Origin of the sequence: Asanoa siamensis, assembly GCF_016862555.1 — a bacterium.
Lineage (GTDB): Bacteria > Actinomycetota > Actinomycetes > Mycobacteriales > Micromonosporaceae > Asanoa > Asanoa siamensis.
This window is the reverse complement of record NZ_BONE01000029.1, coordinates 77749-95832: the sequence shown is the minus strand read 5'-3', so window position 1 is coordinate 95832 and position 18084 is coordinate 77749. Positions and strand designations below refer to the sequence as shown.

14 protein-coding genes and 1 pseudogene are annotated in these 18084 nt (G+C 71.1%); 9 read left to right on the top strand and 6 right to left on the bottom strand.

Features of this window, described 5'->3' with window-relative positions; translation table 11 throughout:
* Positions 1-283: pseudogene (locus Asi02nite_RS19155) on the top strand (FAD-binding oxidoreductase); the annotation flags it as partial.
* On the opposite strand, the gene Asi02nite_RS19150 reads toward Asi02nite_RS19155, so the two are convergent.
* The 5 genes from Asi02nite_RS19150 to Asi02nite_RS19130 form a co-directional block, all read right to left on the bottom strand.
* Positions 265-897: an HAD-IA family hydrolase gene (locus tag Asi02nite_RS19150; RefSeq protein ID WP_203714782.1), complete on the bottom strand. Its 633-nt coding sequence runs from the start codon at positions 895-897 to the stop codon at positions 265-267. The pseudogene Asi02nite_RS19155 and the gene Asi02nite_RS19150 sit on opposite strands and share 19 nt — an antisense overlap.
* 409 nt (positions 898-1306) lie before the next feature.
* Positions 1307-1948 carry an ATP-dependent Clp protease proteolytic subunit gene (locus tag Asi02nite_RS19145; RefSeq protein ID WP_203714765.1) on the bottom strand — a complete coding sequence of 214 codons (642 nt, stop codon included), beginning with the start codon at positions 1946-1948 and terminating at the stop codon, positions 1307-1309.
* Positions 1949-2105: 157 nt separating this feature from the next.
* On the bottom strand, positions 2106-3713 hold the full coding sequence (locus tag Asi02nite_RS19140) for an MFS transporter (RefSeq protein ID WP_203714763.1): 1608 nt from the start codon (positions 3711-3713) through the stop codon (positions 2106-2108).
* Positions 3714-3722: 9 nt separating this feature from the next.
* Positions 3723-4229 (bottom strand): SAM-dependent methyltransferase, encoded by a 507-nt coding sequence (locus Asi02nite_RS19135; protein WP_203714761.1) that lies wholly within the window; start codon positions 4227-4229, stop codon positions 3723-3725.
* Positions 4230-4243: 14 nt separating this feature from the next.
* Positions 4244-6334, bottom strand: coding sequence for a SpoIIE family protein phosphatase (locus Asi02nite_RS19130; protein ID WP_239126816.1), 2091 nt, complete (start codon positions 6332-6334; stop codon positions 4244-4246).
* Between the two features lie 438 nt (positions 6335-6772).
* Here Asi02nite_RS19130 and Asi02nite_RS19125 point away from each other — a divergent pair, with 438 nt between their 5' ends.
* A complete protein-coding gene (locus Asi02nite_RS19125) occupies positions 6773-11161 on the top strand; it encodes a HAMP domain-containing protein (RefSeq protein WP_203714759.1) in 4389 nt (1462 codons plus the stop codon).
* Between the two features lie 16 nt (positions 11162-11177).
* Complete coding sequence (locus Asi02nite_RS19120; protein ID WP_203714758.1) at positions 11178-11723, top strand: response regulator; 546 nt, start codon at positions 11178-11180, stop codon at positions 11721-11723.
* Here the strand turns inward: Asi02nite_RS19120 and Asi02nite_RS19115 are convergent.
* Positions 11720-12055, bottom strand: coding sequence for an STAS domain-containing protein (locus Asi02nite_RS19115; RefSeq protein WP_203714757.1), 336 nt, complete (start codon positions 12053-12055; stop codon positions 11720-11722). The genes Asi02nite_RS19120 and Asi02nite_RS19115 overlap by 4 nt on opposite strands.
* Positions 12056-12154: 99 nt before the next feature.
* Between Asi02nite_RS19115 and hemL the strand changes: the two genes are divergently transcribed.
* The 6 genes from hemL (at position 12155) to ccsB (ending at position 17983) form a co-directional block, all read left to right on the top strand.
* Entirely contained in the window at positions 12155-13492 is a 1338-nt protein-coding gene (gene hemL, locus Asi02nite_RS19110; RefSeq protein ID WP_203714756.1) for a glutamate-1-semialdehyde 2,1-aminomutase, read from the top strand.
* A complete protein-coding gene (locus Asi02nite_RS19105; RefSeq protein WP_203714755.1) occupies positions 13489-14136 on the top strand; it encodes a histidine phosphatase family protein in 648 nt (215 codons plus the stop codon). Before hemL ends, Asi02nite_RS19105 begins: the two co-directional genes overlap by 4 nt.
* Before the next feature lie 61 nt (positions 14137-14197).
* On the top strand, positions 14198-14710 hold the full coding sequence (locus tag Asi02nite_RS19100; protein WP_239126818.1) for a TlpA family protein disulfide reductase: 513 nt from the start codon (positions 14198-14200) through the stop codon (positions 14708-14710).
* Positions 14710-15462 carry a cytochrome c biogenesis CcdA family protein gene (locus Asi02nite_RS19095; protein WP_203714754.1) on the top strand — a complete coding sequence of 251 codons (753 nt, stop codon included), beginning with the start codon at positions 14710-14712 and terminating at the stop codon, positions 15460-15462. Before Asi02nite_RS19100 ends, Asi02nite_RS19095 begins: the two co-directional genes overlap by 1 nt.
* Positions 15462-17036, top strand: coding sequence for a cytochrome c biogenesis protein ResB (gene resB, locus Asi02nite_RS19090; protein ID WP_203714753.1), 1575 nt, complete (start codon positions 15462-15464; stop codon positions 17034-17036). Before Asi02nite_RS19095 ends, resB begins: the two co-directional genes overlap by 1 nt.
* A complete protein-coding gene (gene ccsB / locus Asi02nite_RS19085; protein ID WP_203714752.1) occupies positions 17036-17983 on the top strand; it encodes a c-type cytochrome biogenesis protein CcsB in 948 nt (315 codons plus the stop codon). Before resB ends, ccsB begins: the two co-directional genes overlap by 1 nt.
* Positions 17984-18084: the final 101 nt, after the last annotated feature.

Genomic DNA, 18084 nt, shown 5'->3' with positions numbered 1-18084 from the left:
CGGCGGCCCGGTCCCGGTCCGCGGCGCGGCGGGCATCGGCGTGGTGCACGCGGCGCTGCCGTCGAGCCTGAGCGCCGACCGGGTGTCCGCGATCCTGACCGCGGTCCGCGGCGTCCTACTGTTTCGCGGCGGCACGTGCGTGGTGACCTCGGCGCCGGCGGCGGTCCGACCGGCGATCGACATGTGGGGCCCGGTCGCGGCCCTGCCGACGCTGCGGGAGGTGAAGGAACGCTTCGACCCACATCGGCGCATGGCGCCGGGCCGCTACATCGGCGGCTTGTGACCCTCGAGGTCGGCCAGCACGCCGGGCAGCTCGGAGAGCCCGTCGATGACGGCGTCGGCGTGGGCCGCGGTCAGGTCGGCCGCGGGGTGCGTCGTCGTGATGCCGACGACGGCCTGCGCACCGGCGGATTTCCCGGCCGCGATGCCGGCGGGCGCGTCCTCGACGACCACGCACGCGGCGATGTCGTGGCCGAGCAGCCGGGCGGCCCGCAGGTACCCCTCGGGGTCGGGCTTGCCCGCGCTGACATCCTCGGCCGTGACCAGCACGCGCGGCACGGGGAGCCCGGACGCCCGCAGCCGCGCGGTCATCAGCGCGCGCGGCCCGGAGGTGACGGCCGCCCACCGCCGCTGGTCAAGGCGCCGCAACAGATCCGCGGCGCCGGGAAGCGGACAAATACGATCGGCGTGCTCCATCTCGACCTCGGAGATCTGCCGGTGCACGGCGGCGGCGGACTCGGCGGGAAAGAAGAGCGGCACGACATCGGCGTCCCGACGCCCATGACAGACGCGCAGGATGGGCTCGGGATCGACCCCGTACCGCCGCGCCACGGCCCGCCAGACGGCGGTCACGATGGCACGGGAGTCGATGAGGGTGCCGTCGATGTCGAACAGAATCGGCGGGTACGGCGCCGCGGTCGGCTGCTGGCCGAATTCGACGTCGGTTTCCCGCGTCGAGCCGGCAACCGGACCTCGCCGCGCCGCCGTCGCGCTCGGCCCGGCACCGGCCGGACTAACTGCCTCATCCACGCACCGAGCCTACGACCCCGCACGCACGCGGCCCGGCGGCCGCGGTCCGGCTCTGGTGAGGCTGCGGTGCGGCCTTGCCGCGGAAGCGGCGCGGGGCGGGCTACGACGCCGCGTGCGTAGGCGGCGGGAGCGTGCCGGCGCAGCGGCTCGCCGCGACCCGGCAAGCGGTGCTCGTCGCCACAGGAACCGACGCCGAGGGTGGTTGGGGTGCGTCCTCACGGATGCGGGCCGGGTGGTCGCGCTAACCACGCGGAAGGAGGCAGGAGCCGCCTCCGTCTCAGGACGGGTCGGGCTTCTTGCCGGGCGCCACGATCTCGTGGACCAGGCCGTATTCGCGCGCCTCCTCCGCCGTCAACTGGCGGCCCCGCGACAGGTCGTCCTCGATGCGGCTGCGCGGCTGGCCCGTGGCTTCCGATATGCGCACTATGAGGTCGTCCAGCGCGCGGAGATGGTGGCCCGCCGCGTGGGCTACGTCTTCCGCCGTGCCCGAGACGCCGGCGGCGCGGGGCTCGCGGAGGCGGAAACGGGTGTGGGGGAAAGCCTTGCGGGACGGTGCCACCGCGTACAGGCCGATGGCCGCGCCGCCGATTTCGGAGGTGGCCAGGGCGTGTACCGGGGCGTGCATGACGTCCAGCGCGTCGATCACCGCGAAGACCGCGTCCAGGTCGCCGTCGGGGCTGCGGAGGTGCAACTCCACCGGGTCCGGGCCCTGTGCGTCCAGCGTGAGCAACGCCGCCGCCGTGCGGGTCGCGGCCGCGCCGTTGATCGTGCCCTGCAGGATCACGATGCGGCGGTCGAAGAGGCGTTCCTCCAACCACGGGGCCAAACTCGGGCTGCTGTCGACCGCCGGCGGTTGATCTGACCAGGGCGGGCTGCCGGGCGGCGCGTTCCACCTGCGCGGATGGTCGTCGAGCGGCATCGTTGTGTCCCTTCTGAGCCCCGAAGCGGACGCGCCACGTCGTGAGCCTGCCCGACGTCGGCGGAACCCGGCTCCGCTCTCGACGCTATACCCGCCACACCGAAGCGGGGCAGTCCTTTCGCGCCCGGCGAACAGCCCGGATCACCGGCACCAGAACTCACGCCGGTGCCACCGGCGGGTTCAACGGACCGTCGTCATCCGATCGGGCCGGGGTGGCCGGCGAGGTCGTGTTCTCCGCCGTGACCTTGCCGCCCGGGTGGAACAGCGCGAAGCACAACGCCACGAACACGGCTATCGCCATCCCGTAGAAGACCACCCGGCTCGCCTCCGCATAGTCCCGTTGGATGGCCTCGAACGCCGCCTCGCGGATGGACGGTGGGAGCGCGTCGGCCGAGGCGCCCGCGCCCGTCGACGTCATCAGCGAGTTCGCGGCGTTGGTCGCGTCGCCGGCGGGCACGCCGAGACCCGTCAGCGATGTCGTGATCTTGTCGCGGCCGACCTGCAACAGCACCGTGCCGAGGATCGCCAGGCTCAGACTGGACCCGTAGTTGCGCAGCGTCTGCGTGATGCCCGTGACCTCGCCGTACGACGCGTCGATCGCGCGGTTGACCGCGTCCGTGCTCGCCGGTCCGAGGAAGAAGCCGATGCCCGCGCCGGACAGGACGATCCAGTACCACTGCGATCCTTCGTCCAATGTGGTCAGGCTGCGGGCCCAGAACGCGAAACCGATCGTGCCCAGCACGCACCCGAGGATGACCGGGCGTCGCGCGCCGCCGGTGTCCAGCATGCGGCCGCCGATCTGCGCCGCCACCACGAAGCCGCCGAAGAAAATCAACAGGTACAGGCCCGCGCCGCTGGCGGACTGACCCAACGAGATCTGCGAATAGACGCTGGCGAAGAAGAAGAGGGGTACGAACGCCATCAGGCCGAAGAAGAGGACCGCATTGTCGATGGTGAATGCGCGATCGCGGAAGATCCGTACCTTGATCAGGGGTGTCCGAACCCGCAGTTCGAACAGGACGAAGACCACCAGGATCGCGAAGCCGGCCGTGATGCACAGCCAGGTCCGCCAACTGTCCCAACCCCACGAGCTCGCCTGTTGCAGGCCCAGCACGCTCAACGCCATGCCTGCCACGATCAGCGCGGCACCGCGCCAGTCGAGCTTCTCCCGGCGGTGCGCCGGGTTCACCTTGGCCAGCAGGGTGAGCACGATGGCGATGATCGCGACGGGTACGTTCACCCAGAAGATCGCCCGCCACGTGTACTGGGTGAGCCAGCCGCCGAGGATCGGGCCGATCGCGGTCAGGCCGCCGCTGATGCCGAAGAAGATCGCCAGGGCCCGCCCGCGCTGCCGCAACGGGAACGCCGCCACCACGATGGCGAGGGCCGCGGGAAACAGCAGTGCGGCGCCGAAGCCCTGGATGAGCCGGAAGATGATCAACCACGCCTCGGCCGCGTCGCCCGACGGGGTGGCGCCGCACAGCGCCGACGAGACGGCGAAGATCGTCACGCCGATCAGCACCATCCGGCGGTGACCGAGGATGTCCGCGAGCCGGCCGCCGAAGGCGAAGAACGCCGACAGCGAGAGCAGGTAGCCGTTGATCACCCACTGGATGGCGGACGCGGAGATACCTAGCTCACCGGAGATATCGGGTACGGCGATCGACACGATCGTCTGGTCGATGAACGTCATCGCGACCGCGAACACCATGGCCGCGAGAGCGGTGTACTTGTTGGACCCGGGTTCCGTGACTCCGCTACTCACTGAACCACGCTAAACGGATATAGCCCTCACGCACTGCAGACCGGCCGAGGACACCACCGAGGTCCGGAAACCGGCGTCCGTGAAGCGCGCGGCCGTCCGCGCCGCGATCTCGTCGGACCGCCCCGGCGTCGGCCCCCGCCCCCAGCAGGCGAACATCGTGCCGCCGGGCACGAGCAACCGCCGCAGCAGCGCGATCTCCTCCCGCGCGGGCGTGGTCCAGAACAGGTTCACGTTGATCGAGAAGATCTTGTCGAAGGGGCCCAGCCCGCCGACTTCGCCGGAAGTGAAGGCCGCTTGCACCACCGTCAGCCGCCCAGCCGCCACGCACGAGGCGTTCCGCGCGAGCGTCTTCTTCACGGCCGTCGCGGACCGGTCGATCGCCGTCAGCCCGCCACCGACGGCCTCGAACCGCGCACACACCAGCGCCGCCGCCGTGCCCCCGCCGCAGCCGATCTCCAGGATCTGCTCACCCGGGCCCGGGTCGACCTGCTCCACCGACCACCGGATCCGCTCCATCAGAACCAGAACCCCTAGCCCGGCACGAACTCGTTCCGGAGCACCAGGATGGCGATGTCGTCGCGGGGCGTGTCGGCGGAAAAGCCGATCACCGCGGTCTTGAGCCGCGCCGCCACCACGTCGGCCGAGTAACCGGCCAGCGGCGCTGTCGCGTCCCGCAGCCGCTCCGGGCCGAACAGGTCCCGACCGCGCCGCCGCTCGGTGACACCGTCGGTGTAGAAGACGAGCGAGTCGCCCGGGCGCAGCGTCAGTTCGGCGACCGGCGTGGCGACCTCGTCGAGGAGGCCCAGCGCCGTGCCGCCCGTACCCACGAATCCAGCGCGTCCGTCGGCGCGGACCGCGACCGGCCGGTCGTGCCCGGCCAGATGCAATGAGACCGCGAGATCGCCGGAGCCCGACGCGGCCGGCCCGACCGCGGCCAGCGCCAGCGTGCAGTAGCGCCCGTTGCCCCGCTCGACGAGCGTCTCGTTGAGCCGGGCCAGCGCCTCCGGCAGCGGCCGCCCGTCGTGCACGAGCACCCGGATCACGTCGCGGACCAGCCCGGTGACCGCCGCCGCCGGCACGCCCTTGCCGGACACGTCACCGACCACCACGAGCCAGCGGTCGTCGGGCAGCGGCATCACGTCGTAGAAGTCGCCGCCGACCTCGGCCGCGTCGCCGGTCGGCACATATTCCGCGGCGAAGCCGATGCCCTTGACCACCGGCAGCACCGGCGGCAGCAACGACTGCTGCAGGGTGTGCGCGACCTTGCGGCGCTCCTCGTGGATCCGCGCGTTCTCGATCGCCAGCCCGGCGCGCCGGGCCACGTCCTCGACCACCGCGATCTCGTCGGGGTCGTGCCGGTGGCGCAGATGCCGGCCGACGGCGAGGGTGCCCAGCCGCTGCCCGCGGGCGACGAGCGGCACCGCGAAACCTTCCATCGGCGGCCCGAGCGGCACCTGCGACTCGGTCCGCGACGCCTCCCGCAGCCGCGCGAGCAAAGACTCAGGCCCGGTCTCGGCGAGTACGGCGTGCAGCCGCGGCAGCATCGACTCGTCCGCGTGGCTGGCGGCGGCGAGATGCAGCCGACCCCACTCGTCGGTCGTGTGCACGGCGCACCACTGCCCGAGCCGCGGCACCACGAGCTGGGGGATGAGGGCCATGGTCAGCTGTACGTCGAGCGACTGCGCCAGCAACTCGCTCGCTTCCGCGAGGAACGTGAGCCAGCTCTGCCGGCGCAGGTCGGTCCGGCGCAGCCGGTCGTTCTCGACGTAGAGCGAGAGCCGCTCGGCGACCAGGGCAGCCAGCGGCTGCGCGTAGGTCGACGGCGCGGCGTCGAGTTCGAGCTCCCCGCTGTAGGGACGGTTGACCGCGAGCGGCATCCGCAGCAGGTCGTCCTCGGCGCGCGACGGGCGGCCGTAGCGCGCGAGCACCCGCTGGCCCGCCCCGTCGCCGCGGTCGAGCCGGACCACACCGCCGGCGGCGCCGACCATCTCGGCGACCCGGGCCAGCAGGTCGGCGGCGAAGTCGGGCAGCGGGTCGTCGGCGTACGGGTCGGGCGCGGTCTCGCTGAGGGCGGCCATCTCGGTCGCGGTGGGCGTCGGCCCGGGCACGGTGGCGACGACGACGGGCGTGGCGCCGAGCGTGGCACCGGTGGCCAGCTGCCGGGGCACGACCGCCTGCGGCGCGGAGGCCTGACCGGGCCGATCGAGCCGGAACCAGACGCCCTTCCGCGCCCCCTCGTGGATCGTGCCCCACCGGGAGGCGAAATGATCGACCAGCAGCAGCCCACGCCCACGTTCCGAAATTTCCGACAAATCCGAAGCGTCCGGTCGAGGCCGCACCAGCACCGTCTCGATCGGCCCGCCCGCGAAGTCGGTGACCGTCACGGTCAGCCCCACCCCGTCGGCGGACACTTCGATATCGAGCTCGGTGCCGGCATGCACGACCGCGTTGGTGGACAGCTCGGTCGTCAGCAGCAGCGCCTCGTTGCTGAGATCCTCGAGCCCGGCCTCGGCCAGCACAGCACGCACGAGCGCCCGCGCGGCCGTCGGGGTACGCCGGTCGGCAGGCAGCCGCACATGACGGACGTGCTCCACCTGGCCCGCGACGACCTCCCCTGACACGCTTAGCATCCTGCCCCGAAGCGACGGAATGTTCCAAGCCGCCCGGTCTGGCAGAGGTAATCCGTACTCGCGCCCGTCCCACCCGTCACGCTGCGAGACCGCTGGTGGAAGGGCGAATTCATTCTTTCCCGGGCCCGTCGTGGCCCGGACCGCCGCTCCCGCCGGACACCGCTCGCTCCGCGTCGCTGCCACCTCCGCGGGGGTTTCTTTTCCACCTACGCACTGTGGTGATCACAACCTCGCCGCACGCGGGCCGGCGTGTGGCACGCGCCACAGGGCGTGGGTGGGCGGGGAGCGGCGCGCGTTGCCGGCCGTCCGGTTTGGGGGCGGTAATCCGGTCGTGTGGCCTCGCGCTTGTCCGATGGCAAAGGCCATGATGGGAGGGCTGCCGGCGGCCTCCCCCCGTCGTCATCCTGCCGAGCAACCGAGCGAGGAACCATGACCACGGCGAAAACGGTCACCGCCGCCGCGGAGCACTCCGCCGCTGACGAGCCGACCAAGCAGCTCGCCGAGCTGTCCGAAGCCCTGCGCCGGGTGGCGCGGGGCGATCTCAAGGTGCGCTTGCCCCGGCGGGCCGGACTCGCCGGCGAGGTGGCCGACGCCTTCAACGACGTCGTGGCCATGCAGGAGCGCCAGCATCTCGACGTGCGCCGGATCGCCCGCATCGTCGGCCGCGACGGCCGGCTGACCGAGCGGCTCGACGAGGAGGGCTACGACGGCTCGTGGGCCGAGAGCCAGCGAGCCATCAACTCGCTGATCGACGACCTCGGCCGCCCGACCACCGAGATCGCCCGTGTCATCGTGGCCGTGGCCGACGGTGACCTCAGCCAGCACATGGCGCTCGAGATGGACGGCCGTCCGCTGCGCGGTGAGTTCCTGCGCATCGGCCGCACGGTCAACACGATGGTCGACCAGCTCTCCAGCTTCTCCAACGAGGTCACCCGGGTCGCCCGCGAGGTCGGCACCGAGGGCGAGCTCGGCGGCCAGGCCGACGTCCGCGGCGTCGCCGGCACCTGGAAGGACCTCACCGACTCGGTCAACACGATGGCCAGCAACCTGACCCACCAGGTGCGGTCGATCTCCGCGGTGGCCACCGCCGTCGCCCGCGGTGACCTCAGTCAGAAGATCACCGTCTCCGCCCGCGGCGAGGTCGCCGCCCTCGCCGACACCATGAACTCGCTGACCGACACGCTGCGCCTCTTCGCCGAGCAGGTCACCCGGGTCGCCCGCGAGGTCGGCACCGAGGGCAAGCTCGGTGGCCAGGCGGCCGTGCCCAACGTGGCCGGCACCTGGAAGGACCTCACCGACTCGGTCAACTCGATGGCGTCCAACCTGACCGCCCAGGTCCGCAACATCGCCCAGGTCTCGACCGCGGTCGCCAACGGCGACCTGTCCCAGAAGATCACCGTGGCCGCGCAGGGCGAGATCCTCGAGCTCAAGGACACCGTCAACACGATGGTGGACCAGCTCAGCAGCTTCGCCGACGAGGTCACCCGCGTGGCCCGCGAGGTCGGCACCGAGGGCAAGCTCGGCGGTCAGGCCCAGGTCCGCGGCGTCTCCGGCACCTGGCGCGACCTCACCGAAAACGTGAACCAGCTCGCCGGCAACCTGACGAGCCAGGTCCGCAACATCTCCCAGGTCTCCACGGCCGTCGCGAAGGGCGACCTGAGCCAGAAGATCACGGTCGACGCCCGTGGCGAGATGCTGGAGCTGAAGAACACCGTCAACACGATGGTGGACCAGCTCAGCTCGTTCGCCGACGAGGTCACCCGGGTCGCCCGCGAGGTGGGCACGGAAGGCAAGCTCGGCGGTCAGGCCCAGGTCAAGGGCGTGTCCGGCACCTGGCGCGACCTCACCGACAACGTCAACTCGATGGCCTCCAACCTGACCAGCCAGGTCCGCAACATCGCGAGCGTCACCACGGCCGTCGCCAAGGGCGACCTCGGCCAGAAGATCACCGTCGACGCCCGTGGCGAGATCCTCGAGCTCAAGTCCACGGTCAACACGATGGTCGACCAGCTCAGCTCGTTCGCCGACGAGGTCACCCGGGTCGCCCGCGAGGTCGGCACCGAGGGCAAGCTCGGCGGCCAGGCCCAGGTGCGGGGCGTCGCCGGCACCTGGCGCGACCTGACCGACAACGTCAACTTCATGGCGTCCAACCTGACGAGCCAGGTCCGCAACATCGCCCAGGTCTCCACGGCGGTGGCTCGCGGCGACCTGAGCCAGAAGATCACGGTCGACGCGCAGGGCGAGATCCTGGAGCTGAAGCTCACGGTCAACACGATGGTCGACCAGCTCAGCAGCTTCGCCGACGAGGTCACCCGCGTCGCCCGCGAGGTCGGCATCGAAGGCCAGCTCGGCGGTCAGGCCCAGGTCAAGGGCGTCAGTGGCACCTGGCGCGACCTCACCGACAACGTCAACTCGATGGCGTCCAACCTGACCAGCCAGGTCCGCAACATCGCCAGCGTCACGACGGCGGTGGCGCGCGGCGACCTCGGCCAGAAGATCACAGTGGACGCCCAGGGCGAGATCCTGGAGCTGAAGCTCACGGTCAACACGATGGTCGACCAGCTCAGCAGCTTCGCCGACGAGGTCACCCGGGTCGGCCGTGAGGTGGGCATCGAGGGCAAGCTCGGCGGCCAGGCGCAGGTGAAGGGCGTGTCGGGCACCTGGCGCGACCTGACCGACAACGTCAACCAGCTCGCCTCGACGCTCACCACGCAGCTCCGCGCCATCGCCGGCGTCTCCACGAGCGTCACCCGGGGTGACCTGACCCAGCGCATCACCGTCGAGGCCCAGGGCGAGGTCGCCGACCTCAAGGACAACATCAACCAGATGATCGTCACCCTGCGTGAGACGACGAAGAAGAACGCCGAGCAGGGCTGGCTGGACTCCAACGTCGCCCGGATCGGCGGCCTGCTGCAGGGCCAGCGGGACCTCGGCGAGGTCTGCCGCATGATCATGACCGAGGTGACGCCGCTGGTCGACGCGCAGCTCGGCGCGTTCTTCCTGGCCGACACCGACGAGGGCGTGGTCCGGCTGCGGCTGACCGCCTCCTACGGCTACGTCGCCCGCGACCACCACGTCGTGTTCGGCCCCGGCGAGGGCCTGGTCGGCCAGGCCGCGCTCTCCCGCCGCCCGATCCGGGTGGGTTCCGAGCCGACCGGCACGCTCACGCTCCGCTCCGGCATGCTCGACGCCCGCCCGCGGGACCTGGTCGTGCTGCCGGTGCTGTTCGAGGGCGAGGTGCTCGGCGTCATCGAGTTCGCCTGCATCGACGCGTTCTCCGACCTGCACCTGACGTTCCTGGAGCGGCTCGTCGCGACGATCGGCATCGCGCTCAACACCATCCAGGCCAACCGGCGCACGGAGGAGCTGCTGGCCCAGTCGCAGCGCCTCGCCCACGAGCTGCAGGAACAGTCCGCCGAGCTGCAGCGCACCAACAACGAGCTGGAGGAGAAGGCGAAGCTGCTCTCCGACCAGAACATCAACATCGAGACGAAGAACCGGGAGATCGAGCTGGCCCGGATCGGCCTGGAGGAGAAGGCCCGCCAGCTCTCGGCGGCCAGTGCCTACAAGACCGAGTTCCTCGCCAACATGAGCCACGAGCTGCGTACGCCGCTCAACTCCCTGCTACTACTAGCCCGGCTGCTGGCCGACAACCCCGACGAGAACCTGACCGCGAAGCAGATCGAGTTCGCCCGCACCATCCACAGTGCCGGCTCCGACCTGCTCTCGCTGATCGACGACATCCTGGACCTGTCGAAGATCGAGGTCGGCCGGATGGACGTCGAGCCGACGGAGCTGCGGTTCGACGAGATCCGCGGCTATGTCGAGCAGGCCTTCGCGCCGCAGGCCGAGGACAAGGGCCTGCGGTTCCAGGTCGAGGTGGCGCCCGAGCTGCCGGACATGTTGATCACCGACGCCCAGCGGCTGCAGCAGATCCTGCGCAACCTGCTCTCCAACGCGGTGAAGTTCACCGACAGCGGCGAGGTGTCGCTGCGCATCCAGACCGCCGAGCCGAGCCCCGACCTCGACATCCCGGCCCTGCAGGCCGCCCGCACGGTGTTCGCGTTCTCGGTCACGGACACGGGCATCGGGGTGCCCGACGACAAGCTGACGCTGATCTTCGAGGCGTTCCAGCAGGCCGACGGCACGACGAGCCGGCGGTACGGCGGCACCGGGCTGGGCCTGTCGATCAGCCGCGACCTGGCCCGGCTGATCGGCGGCACGATCACGGTGGTCTCCGAGCCCGGCGTGGGTTCGACGTTCACGCTGCTCGTACCCGACGTGCTCGCCCCCGACACGGTCGTGGCGCCGATGCCCGCACCGGCCGTGCCGCGCAGCACGACCACGCCGCCCCTGCTGCTGCCCAGCACCGAGCCGGTGCGCCAGCCGAGCGCGGCGGGCCGGGCCCTGGACGGCGCCTCCGTGCTGATCATCGACGACGACGTGCGGAACGTCTTCGCCCTGACCAGCGCGCTGGAGCTGCACGGCATGTCGGTGATCTACGCGGACAACGGCGGCGACGGCGTCCGGGCGCTGGCCGAGCACCCCGAGGTCGACATCGTGCTGATGGACGCGATGATGCCCGACCAGGACGGCTACGAGACGACCCGGGTGATCCGCCGCAACCACCAGAACGCCGGCCTGCCGGTGGTCTTCCTCACGGCGAAGGCGATGCCCGGCGACCGCGAGTCCGCGATCGCGGCCGGTGCCACCGACTACATCACGAAACCGGTCGACCTCGATGAGTTGATCGACCTGATGGCGAGTTGGGTACACGGCACCGCGGACCGGTCAAGCCAGGATGGCGGGACGGTGTGACCGTTAGGGTGGGACGGTGAGTGGCACGGCGAAGGCACTGCTTGTCGACGACCGCAAGGACAACCTCCTCGCGCTGGAGGCGATCCTGCAAGGGCTGCCGGTGAAATCCGTGGCGGTCGAGAGCGGCGAGGCCGCTCTCAAACAGCTCCTGGTGGACGACTTCGCGGTCATCCTCCTGGACGCCCAGATGCCCGACATGGACGGTTTCGAGACGGCCAACCACATCAAGCGCCGCGAACGGACCCGGCACGTGCCGATCATCTTCCTGACCGCGGCCGACCGGGACGCCCAACTCGCGCTGCGCGGTTACGCCGCGGGTGCGGTCGACTACCTGACGAAGCCGTTCGATCCCTGGGTGCTCCGCGCCAAGGTCTCGGTCTTCGTCGACCTGTGGACCAAGAGTCGTCAGTTGGCTGCGCACAGTGAGGACGTCCGTGAGCGCGACGCCCGGTGGAAGAGCCTGACCGAGGCGGTCGACGCGGCTACGGTGCTGCTACGCAGCGACCTCGACGGCGACAAGGAGCGGGCGATAGCCCTGCTCGAGCAGGCCCGCTGGGGTTAGCTTGAGGGCTCGTTGTTCTTGACCATGAGCGCGGAGCGTACGCCGGTGATGTCGAGCACCCGCATCAGAAAGTCACCGACGTTGGTCAGGATCAACACGCTCTGTGCGTCGCGGGCCTTGCGGCTGAGCACGACGAGGGTGCCGAGGCCGGTGGAGTCGCAGAAGGTGACGCCGCCCAGATCGAGGATGATCCGGGGTGTCGGCTCCGTCAGCACCTCGGTGATCGCGTTGACCAACCGGTTGCCGGTGAGCATGTCGATCTCGCCGGCGAGACTCAGCACGACCTCTTCAGGCGTGCGCCGCACGGCGATGGACAGCTCCGGTCGATCCACGCCAGAAGCCTATCGCGATCTACCGAGGCCGGCCCGTCGAGAGTCCGCCCGAGGGGCGCCTGCCTGCCATCTCCTACACGCCGTCATAATGGCAGCACCGTGACCGAAACATATTCGGCCGGCCCCGGTCGGTACTCGCCCGACGCGCCGGCATCCGAGGCCCTGTTCCGCCGCGCCCGAGAGCTCACCCCGGGCGGGGTCAACTCGCCCGTGCGCGCCTTCCGCGCCGTCGGCGGCACCCCCCGCTTCATGGTCCGGGGCGAGGGCCCCTGGCTCTTCGACGCCGACGACCGGCGCTACCTCGACCTGGTCTGCTCGTGGGGCCCGCTGATCCACGGCCACGCCCACCCGGCGGTGGTCGAGGCGGTCCAGGCGGCGGCCGGCCGGGGCACCAGCTTCGGCACGCCCACCCCGGGCGAGGTCGAACTCGCCGCCGAGATGATCGCCCGCACCCCGATCGACCAGGTCCGCCTGGTCAACTCGGGCACCGAGGCGACGATGTCGGCGATCCGGCTGGCCCGCGGCTTCACCGGCCGTTCCAAGATCGTCAAGTTCGCCGGCTGCTACCACGGCCACGTCGACGCGCTGCTCGCCTCGGCCGGCTCCGGCGTCGCCACCTTCGCTCTGCCCGACTCGCCGGGCGTCACGGGCGCCGCGGCGGCCGACACGATCGTGCTGCCCTACAACGACCTCGCCGCGGTCGAGGCGGTCTTCGCCGCCGACGGCCCGGAGATCGCCGCCGTGATCACCGAGGCCGCGCCCGGCAACATGGGCGTGATCGCCCCGCGCGACGGCTTCAACGCCGGCGTCGCCCGCATCGCCCACGCCCACGGCGCGCTGTTCATCGTCGACGAGGTCATGACCGGCTTCCGCGTCTCGAAGTCCGGCTGGGCGGGCATCGACGAGACCGACGCCGACCTCTACACCTACGGCAAGGTGATGGGCGGCGGCCTGCCGGCCGCGGCGTTCGGCGGCCGCGCCGAGATCATGGAGCGGCTGGCCCCGGCCGGGCCGGTCTACCAGGCCGGCACGCTCTCCGGGAACCCGCTCGCCTGCGCCGCCGGCCTGGCCTCGCTGCGCCTCGCCGACGACGCCGTCTACCGTCGCCTCGACGAGACCGCGAAGACGGTCGGCACGATGGCCGCCGAGGCACTGGCCGAAGCGGGTGTGCCGCACCGGCTGTCGTACGCCGGCAACATGTTCTCGATCTTCTTCACCGCCGCGGACGTCACCGACTTCGACGGCGCCCGCGCCCAGAACGTGCCCGCCTTCAAGGCGTTCTTCCACGCCATGCTCGACGCCGGCGTCTACCTCCCGCCGAGCGCCTTCGAGTCGTGGTTCGTGTCGGCGGCGATCGACGACGCCGCCCTCGAGGTGTTGGCCGCGGCCCTGCCGGGCGCGGCCGCGGCAGCGGCGGACGCGGGGGGCGCGAGTTGACGACGACGGTGGTGCACGTGCTGCGGCACGGCGAGGTGCACAATCCGGACAAGGTGTTGTACGGGCGCCTGCCCGGCTTCAAGCTCAGCGAACTGGGCACCCAGATGGCCAAGGCGGCCGCGGAGGCGCTGGCCGAGCGCGACGTCACGCACGTCGTGGCCAGCCCGCTGGAACGCGCCCAGCAGACCGCCGAGCCGATCGCGGCCCAGTTCGGGCTGCCGGTCGGGGTCGACGAGCGGCTGATCGAGAGCGCCAACTGGTTCGAGGGCAAGCGGGTCTCGCCCGGCGACGGCTCGTTCCGCGACCCGCGCAACTGGTGGGTGCTGCGCGACCCGCTGACCCCGTCCTGGGGTGAGGCCTACCGGGCGATCGCCGAGCGGATGTTCGCCGCCGTGCACGCCGCCCGGGTCGCCGCCGAGGGCCACGAGGCCGTCTGCATCTCGCACCAGCTACCGATCTGGACCCTGCGCCGCTACGTCGAGCGCAAGCGGCTCTGGCACGACCCGCGCAAGCGCCAATGTGGACTGTGCAGCCTGACCTCCTTCCACTTCGACGGCGCGAAGGTGGTCGGCATCGGCTACTCCGAGCCCGCCGCGCACCTGGTCGCGCTCTCGCCCAACGCGCGGAACGCCAAGGGAGCCTGACGTGCGCCGTCGCGGGCTCCTCGTCGGGATAGCGGTCGCCGTCTTCGCGGTGGCCGCCGTCGTGTACGTGGTCGCCGGCCGCGGCGGCGACAGCTGGAAGGACCTCTGCTCGACCTCGGCCGAGGGCTTCATCGAGTGCGCCGCGGGCAAGCGGCCGGCCGCCCCGGCGGTCGCGGGCGAACTGCTCGAGGGCGGCGCCTACGACACGGCGGACAGCGCCGGCAAGGTCGTCGTCGTCAACTTCTGGGGCTCCTGGTGCGCGCCCTGCCGGGCCGAGATCGACGACCTGGAGAACGTGTACGAGGCGACCAAGGCCACGGGCGTCGACTTCCTCGGCATCAACATCCGCGACAGCCGGGACGCCGCCCTCGCGTTCCACAACCAGCGGGTCGCGTACCCGAGCGTCTTCGACCCCTCCAGCAAGCTCGCGCTCGGCTTCGAGATCCCGCCGAACTCCATCCCCGCCACGATCATCCTCGACCGGTCCGGCGACATCGCGTACGTGATCCGCCGCGCCGTCACCCAGCAGCAGTTGCAGCCGGTCGTGGAGCGGGTCGCGGCCGAGGCGTCCTGATGGGCGAGACCTTCGGCAACCTCGCCGTCAGCGGGCCGCTGCTGTTCGCGATCGGCGGCGCCGCCCTGGCCGGCCTGGTCAGCTTCCTCTCGCCGTGCGTGCTGCCGCTGGTGCCCGGCTACCTGAGCTACGTGACCGGGCTGGCCGGCTCCGAGCTCGAGCGGAAGGTCCGCGAGCGCAGCCGGGTGCTCGCCGGCACGATGCTGTTCATCGTCGGCTTCACCACCGTGTTCGTGCTGGTGGCGGTGCTGGTCAGCCGGGTCGGCTGGGCGATGGTCGAGCACCGCCGGACGCTCGAGATCGTGGTCGGCTCGCTGATCATCGTGCTCGCGCTGGCGTTCCTCGGCGTGGTGCCGGGCCTGCAGCGCGAGGTGCGCATCCAGGCGCTGCCCAAGGCCGGCCTGCTCGCCGCCCCGGTGTTCGGCGCCGTCTTCGCGCTGTCCTGGGTGCCCTGCGTCGGCCCGACCATGGGCTCGGTGCTGCTGCTGGCCAGCACGTCCGGTCAGGCCGACCGGGCCGTCGTGCTCGCCGTCGCGTACTGCCTCGGTCTGGGCATTCCGTTCGTGCTCTTCGGGTTGTTCTTCACCCGGCTGCTCGGGCTCTTCAAGCTGATCCGGCGCAACAGCCGATGGGTGACCCGGGTCGGTGCCGCGCTGCTCATGCTGATCGGGCTCGCGCTGGTCACCGGCGGCTGGAACAGCTTCCTGATCTGGCTGCAGACCAGCGTCGGCGTGGGGAGCATCGGCATCTGATGACGACCACCGACACGCGACCCGAGGCGCCGGCGGCGACACCGCGCGGCCCGGGCTGGGGCAGCTTCCTGATCGGCCTCCTGCGCGGGCTGTGGCGACAGCTCACCAGCATGCGTACGGCCCTCGTGCTGCTCTTCCTGCTCGCCGTCGCGTCGATCCCCGGCTCGGTGCTGCCGCAGAGCAACGTCGCGATCGAGGCGGTGCAGCAGTACTACCGCGACCACCCGAAGCTGGCGCCCTGGATCGAGCGGGTCGACGGGTTCGACGTCTTCGGCTCGCCCTGGTTCGCCGCGATCTACCTGCTGCTGTTCACGTCGCTGATCGGCTGCGTGATCCCGCGGCTGCGCGACCACTACCGCGCGATCCGCTCCGTGCCGCCGAAGGTCCCGGCCCGGCTCGACAAGCTGCCGCAGCATCTTTCCGTGGCCGACCACGACGGCGACGTCGAGCAGATCGCCGCGGCGCTGCGCAAGCGGCGCTGGCGGGTCGTGGTCCGCGACGACACCGTCTCCGCGGAGAAGGGCTACCTCAAGGAGACCGGCAACCTGGTCTTCCACTTCTCGCTGATGGCGGTGCTGGTCGCGGTCGCGCTCGGCTCCTGGTACGGCTGGCACGGCAACCGGATCCTGGTCGCCGGCAAGGACACGAGCTTCTGCAACAGCCTGCAGCAGTACGACGAGGCGAAGCTCGGCCCGCGGGTCGACGAGGGCCGGCTGCCCCCGTTCTGCGTGACGCTGGACGACTTCACCGCGAGCTACCAGACCAGCGGGCAGCCCAAGGAGTTCCGGGCGTCGGTCACCGTCGAGGGCGACGGGCCGACCCGCACCGCGGACTTCTCGGTCAACGCGCCGCTGCGGCTCGACGGCGCGTCGGTCTACCTGCTCGGCCACGGCTACGCGCCGATCCTGCGCTACACCGACCGGTTCGGGAAGACGCAGACCAAGGAAGGCCCGTTCCTGTCCGAGGACGAGATGCAGACCAGCACGGGCGCGATCTCGTTCCCCGACGCCAACGTCGACCCGGCCACCGGCCGGCGTGACCCGTCGCTGCAGATGGGCTTCGACGGGATCTACCTGCCGACCGCGCCGGACCAGGCGCCGTTCGTACGCTCGCGGTTCCCGGCCGAGAACAACCCCGCGCTGCTGCTGACCGCCTACCGCGGCAACCTCGGCCTGGACGCCGGCATCCCGAGTTCGGTCTACCGCCTGGACCAGCGCCAGATCGACGCGGGTCGGCTCAAGCCGGTGGGCGAGGGCAAGCTGCTCAAGCCGGGCGAGACGTGGACGCTGGACGACGGCTCGACCGTGCAGTTCGTCGGCACCAAGGAATACGCGACGCTGTCGGTTCGGCACGACCCCGGCCAGGGCATCGCGCTGGTCGCCGCCGTGCTGGCCCTGGGTGGCCTGATGGGCTCGCTGTTCGGCAAGCGGCGGCGCGTCTTCTTCCGCCTGACTACCCCGTCTCCGACATCCAGTAGTAGATTGCTCGAGGCCGGTGGCCTCCCGCGCACCGACTACCCCGGCTTCGCCGAGGAGTTCGCTTCCACCGTCGCCGCCGTGAGAGAGAAGACCTGATGGCCGCCCTGTCTGACGCGCTGCTGGTGGTGGCCATGCTCGGCTACCTCGTCGCGATGATCTGCTACGCCGCCGTGTACGCGTTCGGCGAGCGCGGTGTGGTGGCGCGGGTGGCGACGCGCGAACTCGTCGGGGCCGGCGGTCCGCCGGTCGTGGTCGACGAGTCGGTGCCGGCGCCGCGCCCGGCCCGGTCCCGCTGGGCCGGTCTGGCCGGTGCGGTCGTGCTCGTGGTCGCCGGCATCGCGCAGATCGGCTCGCTGATCTTCCGCGGTGTCGCGGGCGACCGGCTGCCGTGGGGCAACATGTACGAGTACGTCCTCGCGGCCACCTCGGTCGCCGCGGTGGCGTGGATCGTGGTGATGGTCCGCCGCCCGGCGCTGCGCCACCTGGGCTTGTACGTCGCGCTGACGCAGGTGATCCTGCTCGGCGTCGCAGCCCTGTTCCTCTACGTGCCGGTCGGCCCGCTGGTGCCGGCGCTGGACTCCTACTGGCTGGCGATCCACGTGACGGCCGTGGCCATCTCGTCGGGCATCTTCCTGATCGGCTTCGTGCCGGCCGGCCTGTTCCTGATCCGCTCGGGTTGGGACAAGGGCAGGGCGGGCTTCCCGTTCAGCCTGGGCGAGCGCCTGCCGGCCGCCGCGGTGCTGGAGCGGCTCTCGTTCCGGCTGCACGCGTTCGCGTTCCCGATCTGGACGTTCGGCGCGCTGATCGCGGGCCCGATCTGGGCGGAGGCGGCCTGGGGCCGCTACTGGGGCTGGGACCCGAAGGAAGTCTGGGCCTTCATCTCCTGGATCGTCTACGCGGGCTACCTGCACGCCCGGGCGACACCGAGCGTCAAGCAGACGACGGCGACGTGGATCGCGGTGCTGGGCTTCCTGACGATGCTGATGAACCTGTTCGGCGTCAACATCTTCTTCACGGGCCTCCACTCGTACGGCGGCCTCTGATCCATTCACGAACGGGTGGTTCCTCGTCGGCGCATATCGATTGACACCTCAATGACAAGCGGTTGAGGTGTAAGGACCAACCGCGCCTAGAAGTACCCATT

What these genes read in the sequence shown, in the direction of transcription:
- Asi02nite_RS19145 (WP_203714765.1), bottom strand. Translation starts at nt 1,948, where the DNA reads ATGCCGCTCGACGACCATCCGCGCAGGTGGAACGCGCCGCCCGGCAGC.
- Asi02nite_RS19135 (WP_203714761.1), bottom strand. Translation starts at nt 4,229, where the DNA reads ATGGAGCGGATCCGGTGGTCGGTGGAGCAGGTCGACCCGGGCCCGGGT.
- Asi02nite_RS19125 (WP_203714759.1), top strand. Translation starts at nt 6,773, where the DNA reads ATGACCACGGCGAAAACGGTCACCGCCGCCGCGGAGCACTCCGCCGCT.
- Asi02nite_RS19095 (WP_203714754.1), top strand. Translation starts at nt 14,710, where the DNA reads ATGGGCGAGACCTTCGGCAACCTCGCCGTCAGCGGGCCGCTGCTGTTC.
- resB (WP_203714753.1), top strand. Translation starts at nt 15,462, where the DNA reads ATGACGACCACCGACACGCGACCCGAGGCGCCGGCGGCGACACCGCGC.
- ccsB (WP_203714752.1), top strand. Translation starts at nt 17,036, where the DNA reads ATGGCCGCCCTGTCTGACGCGCTGCTGGTGGTGGCCATGCTCGGCTAC.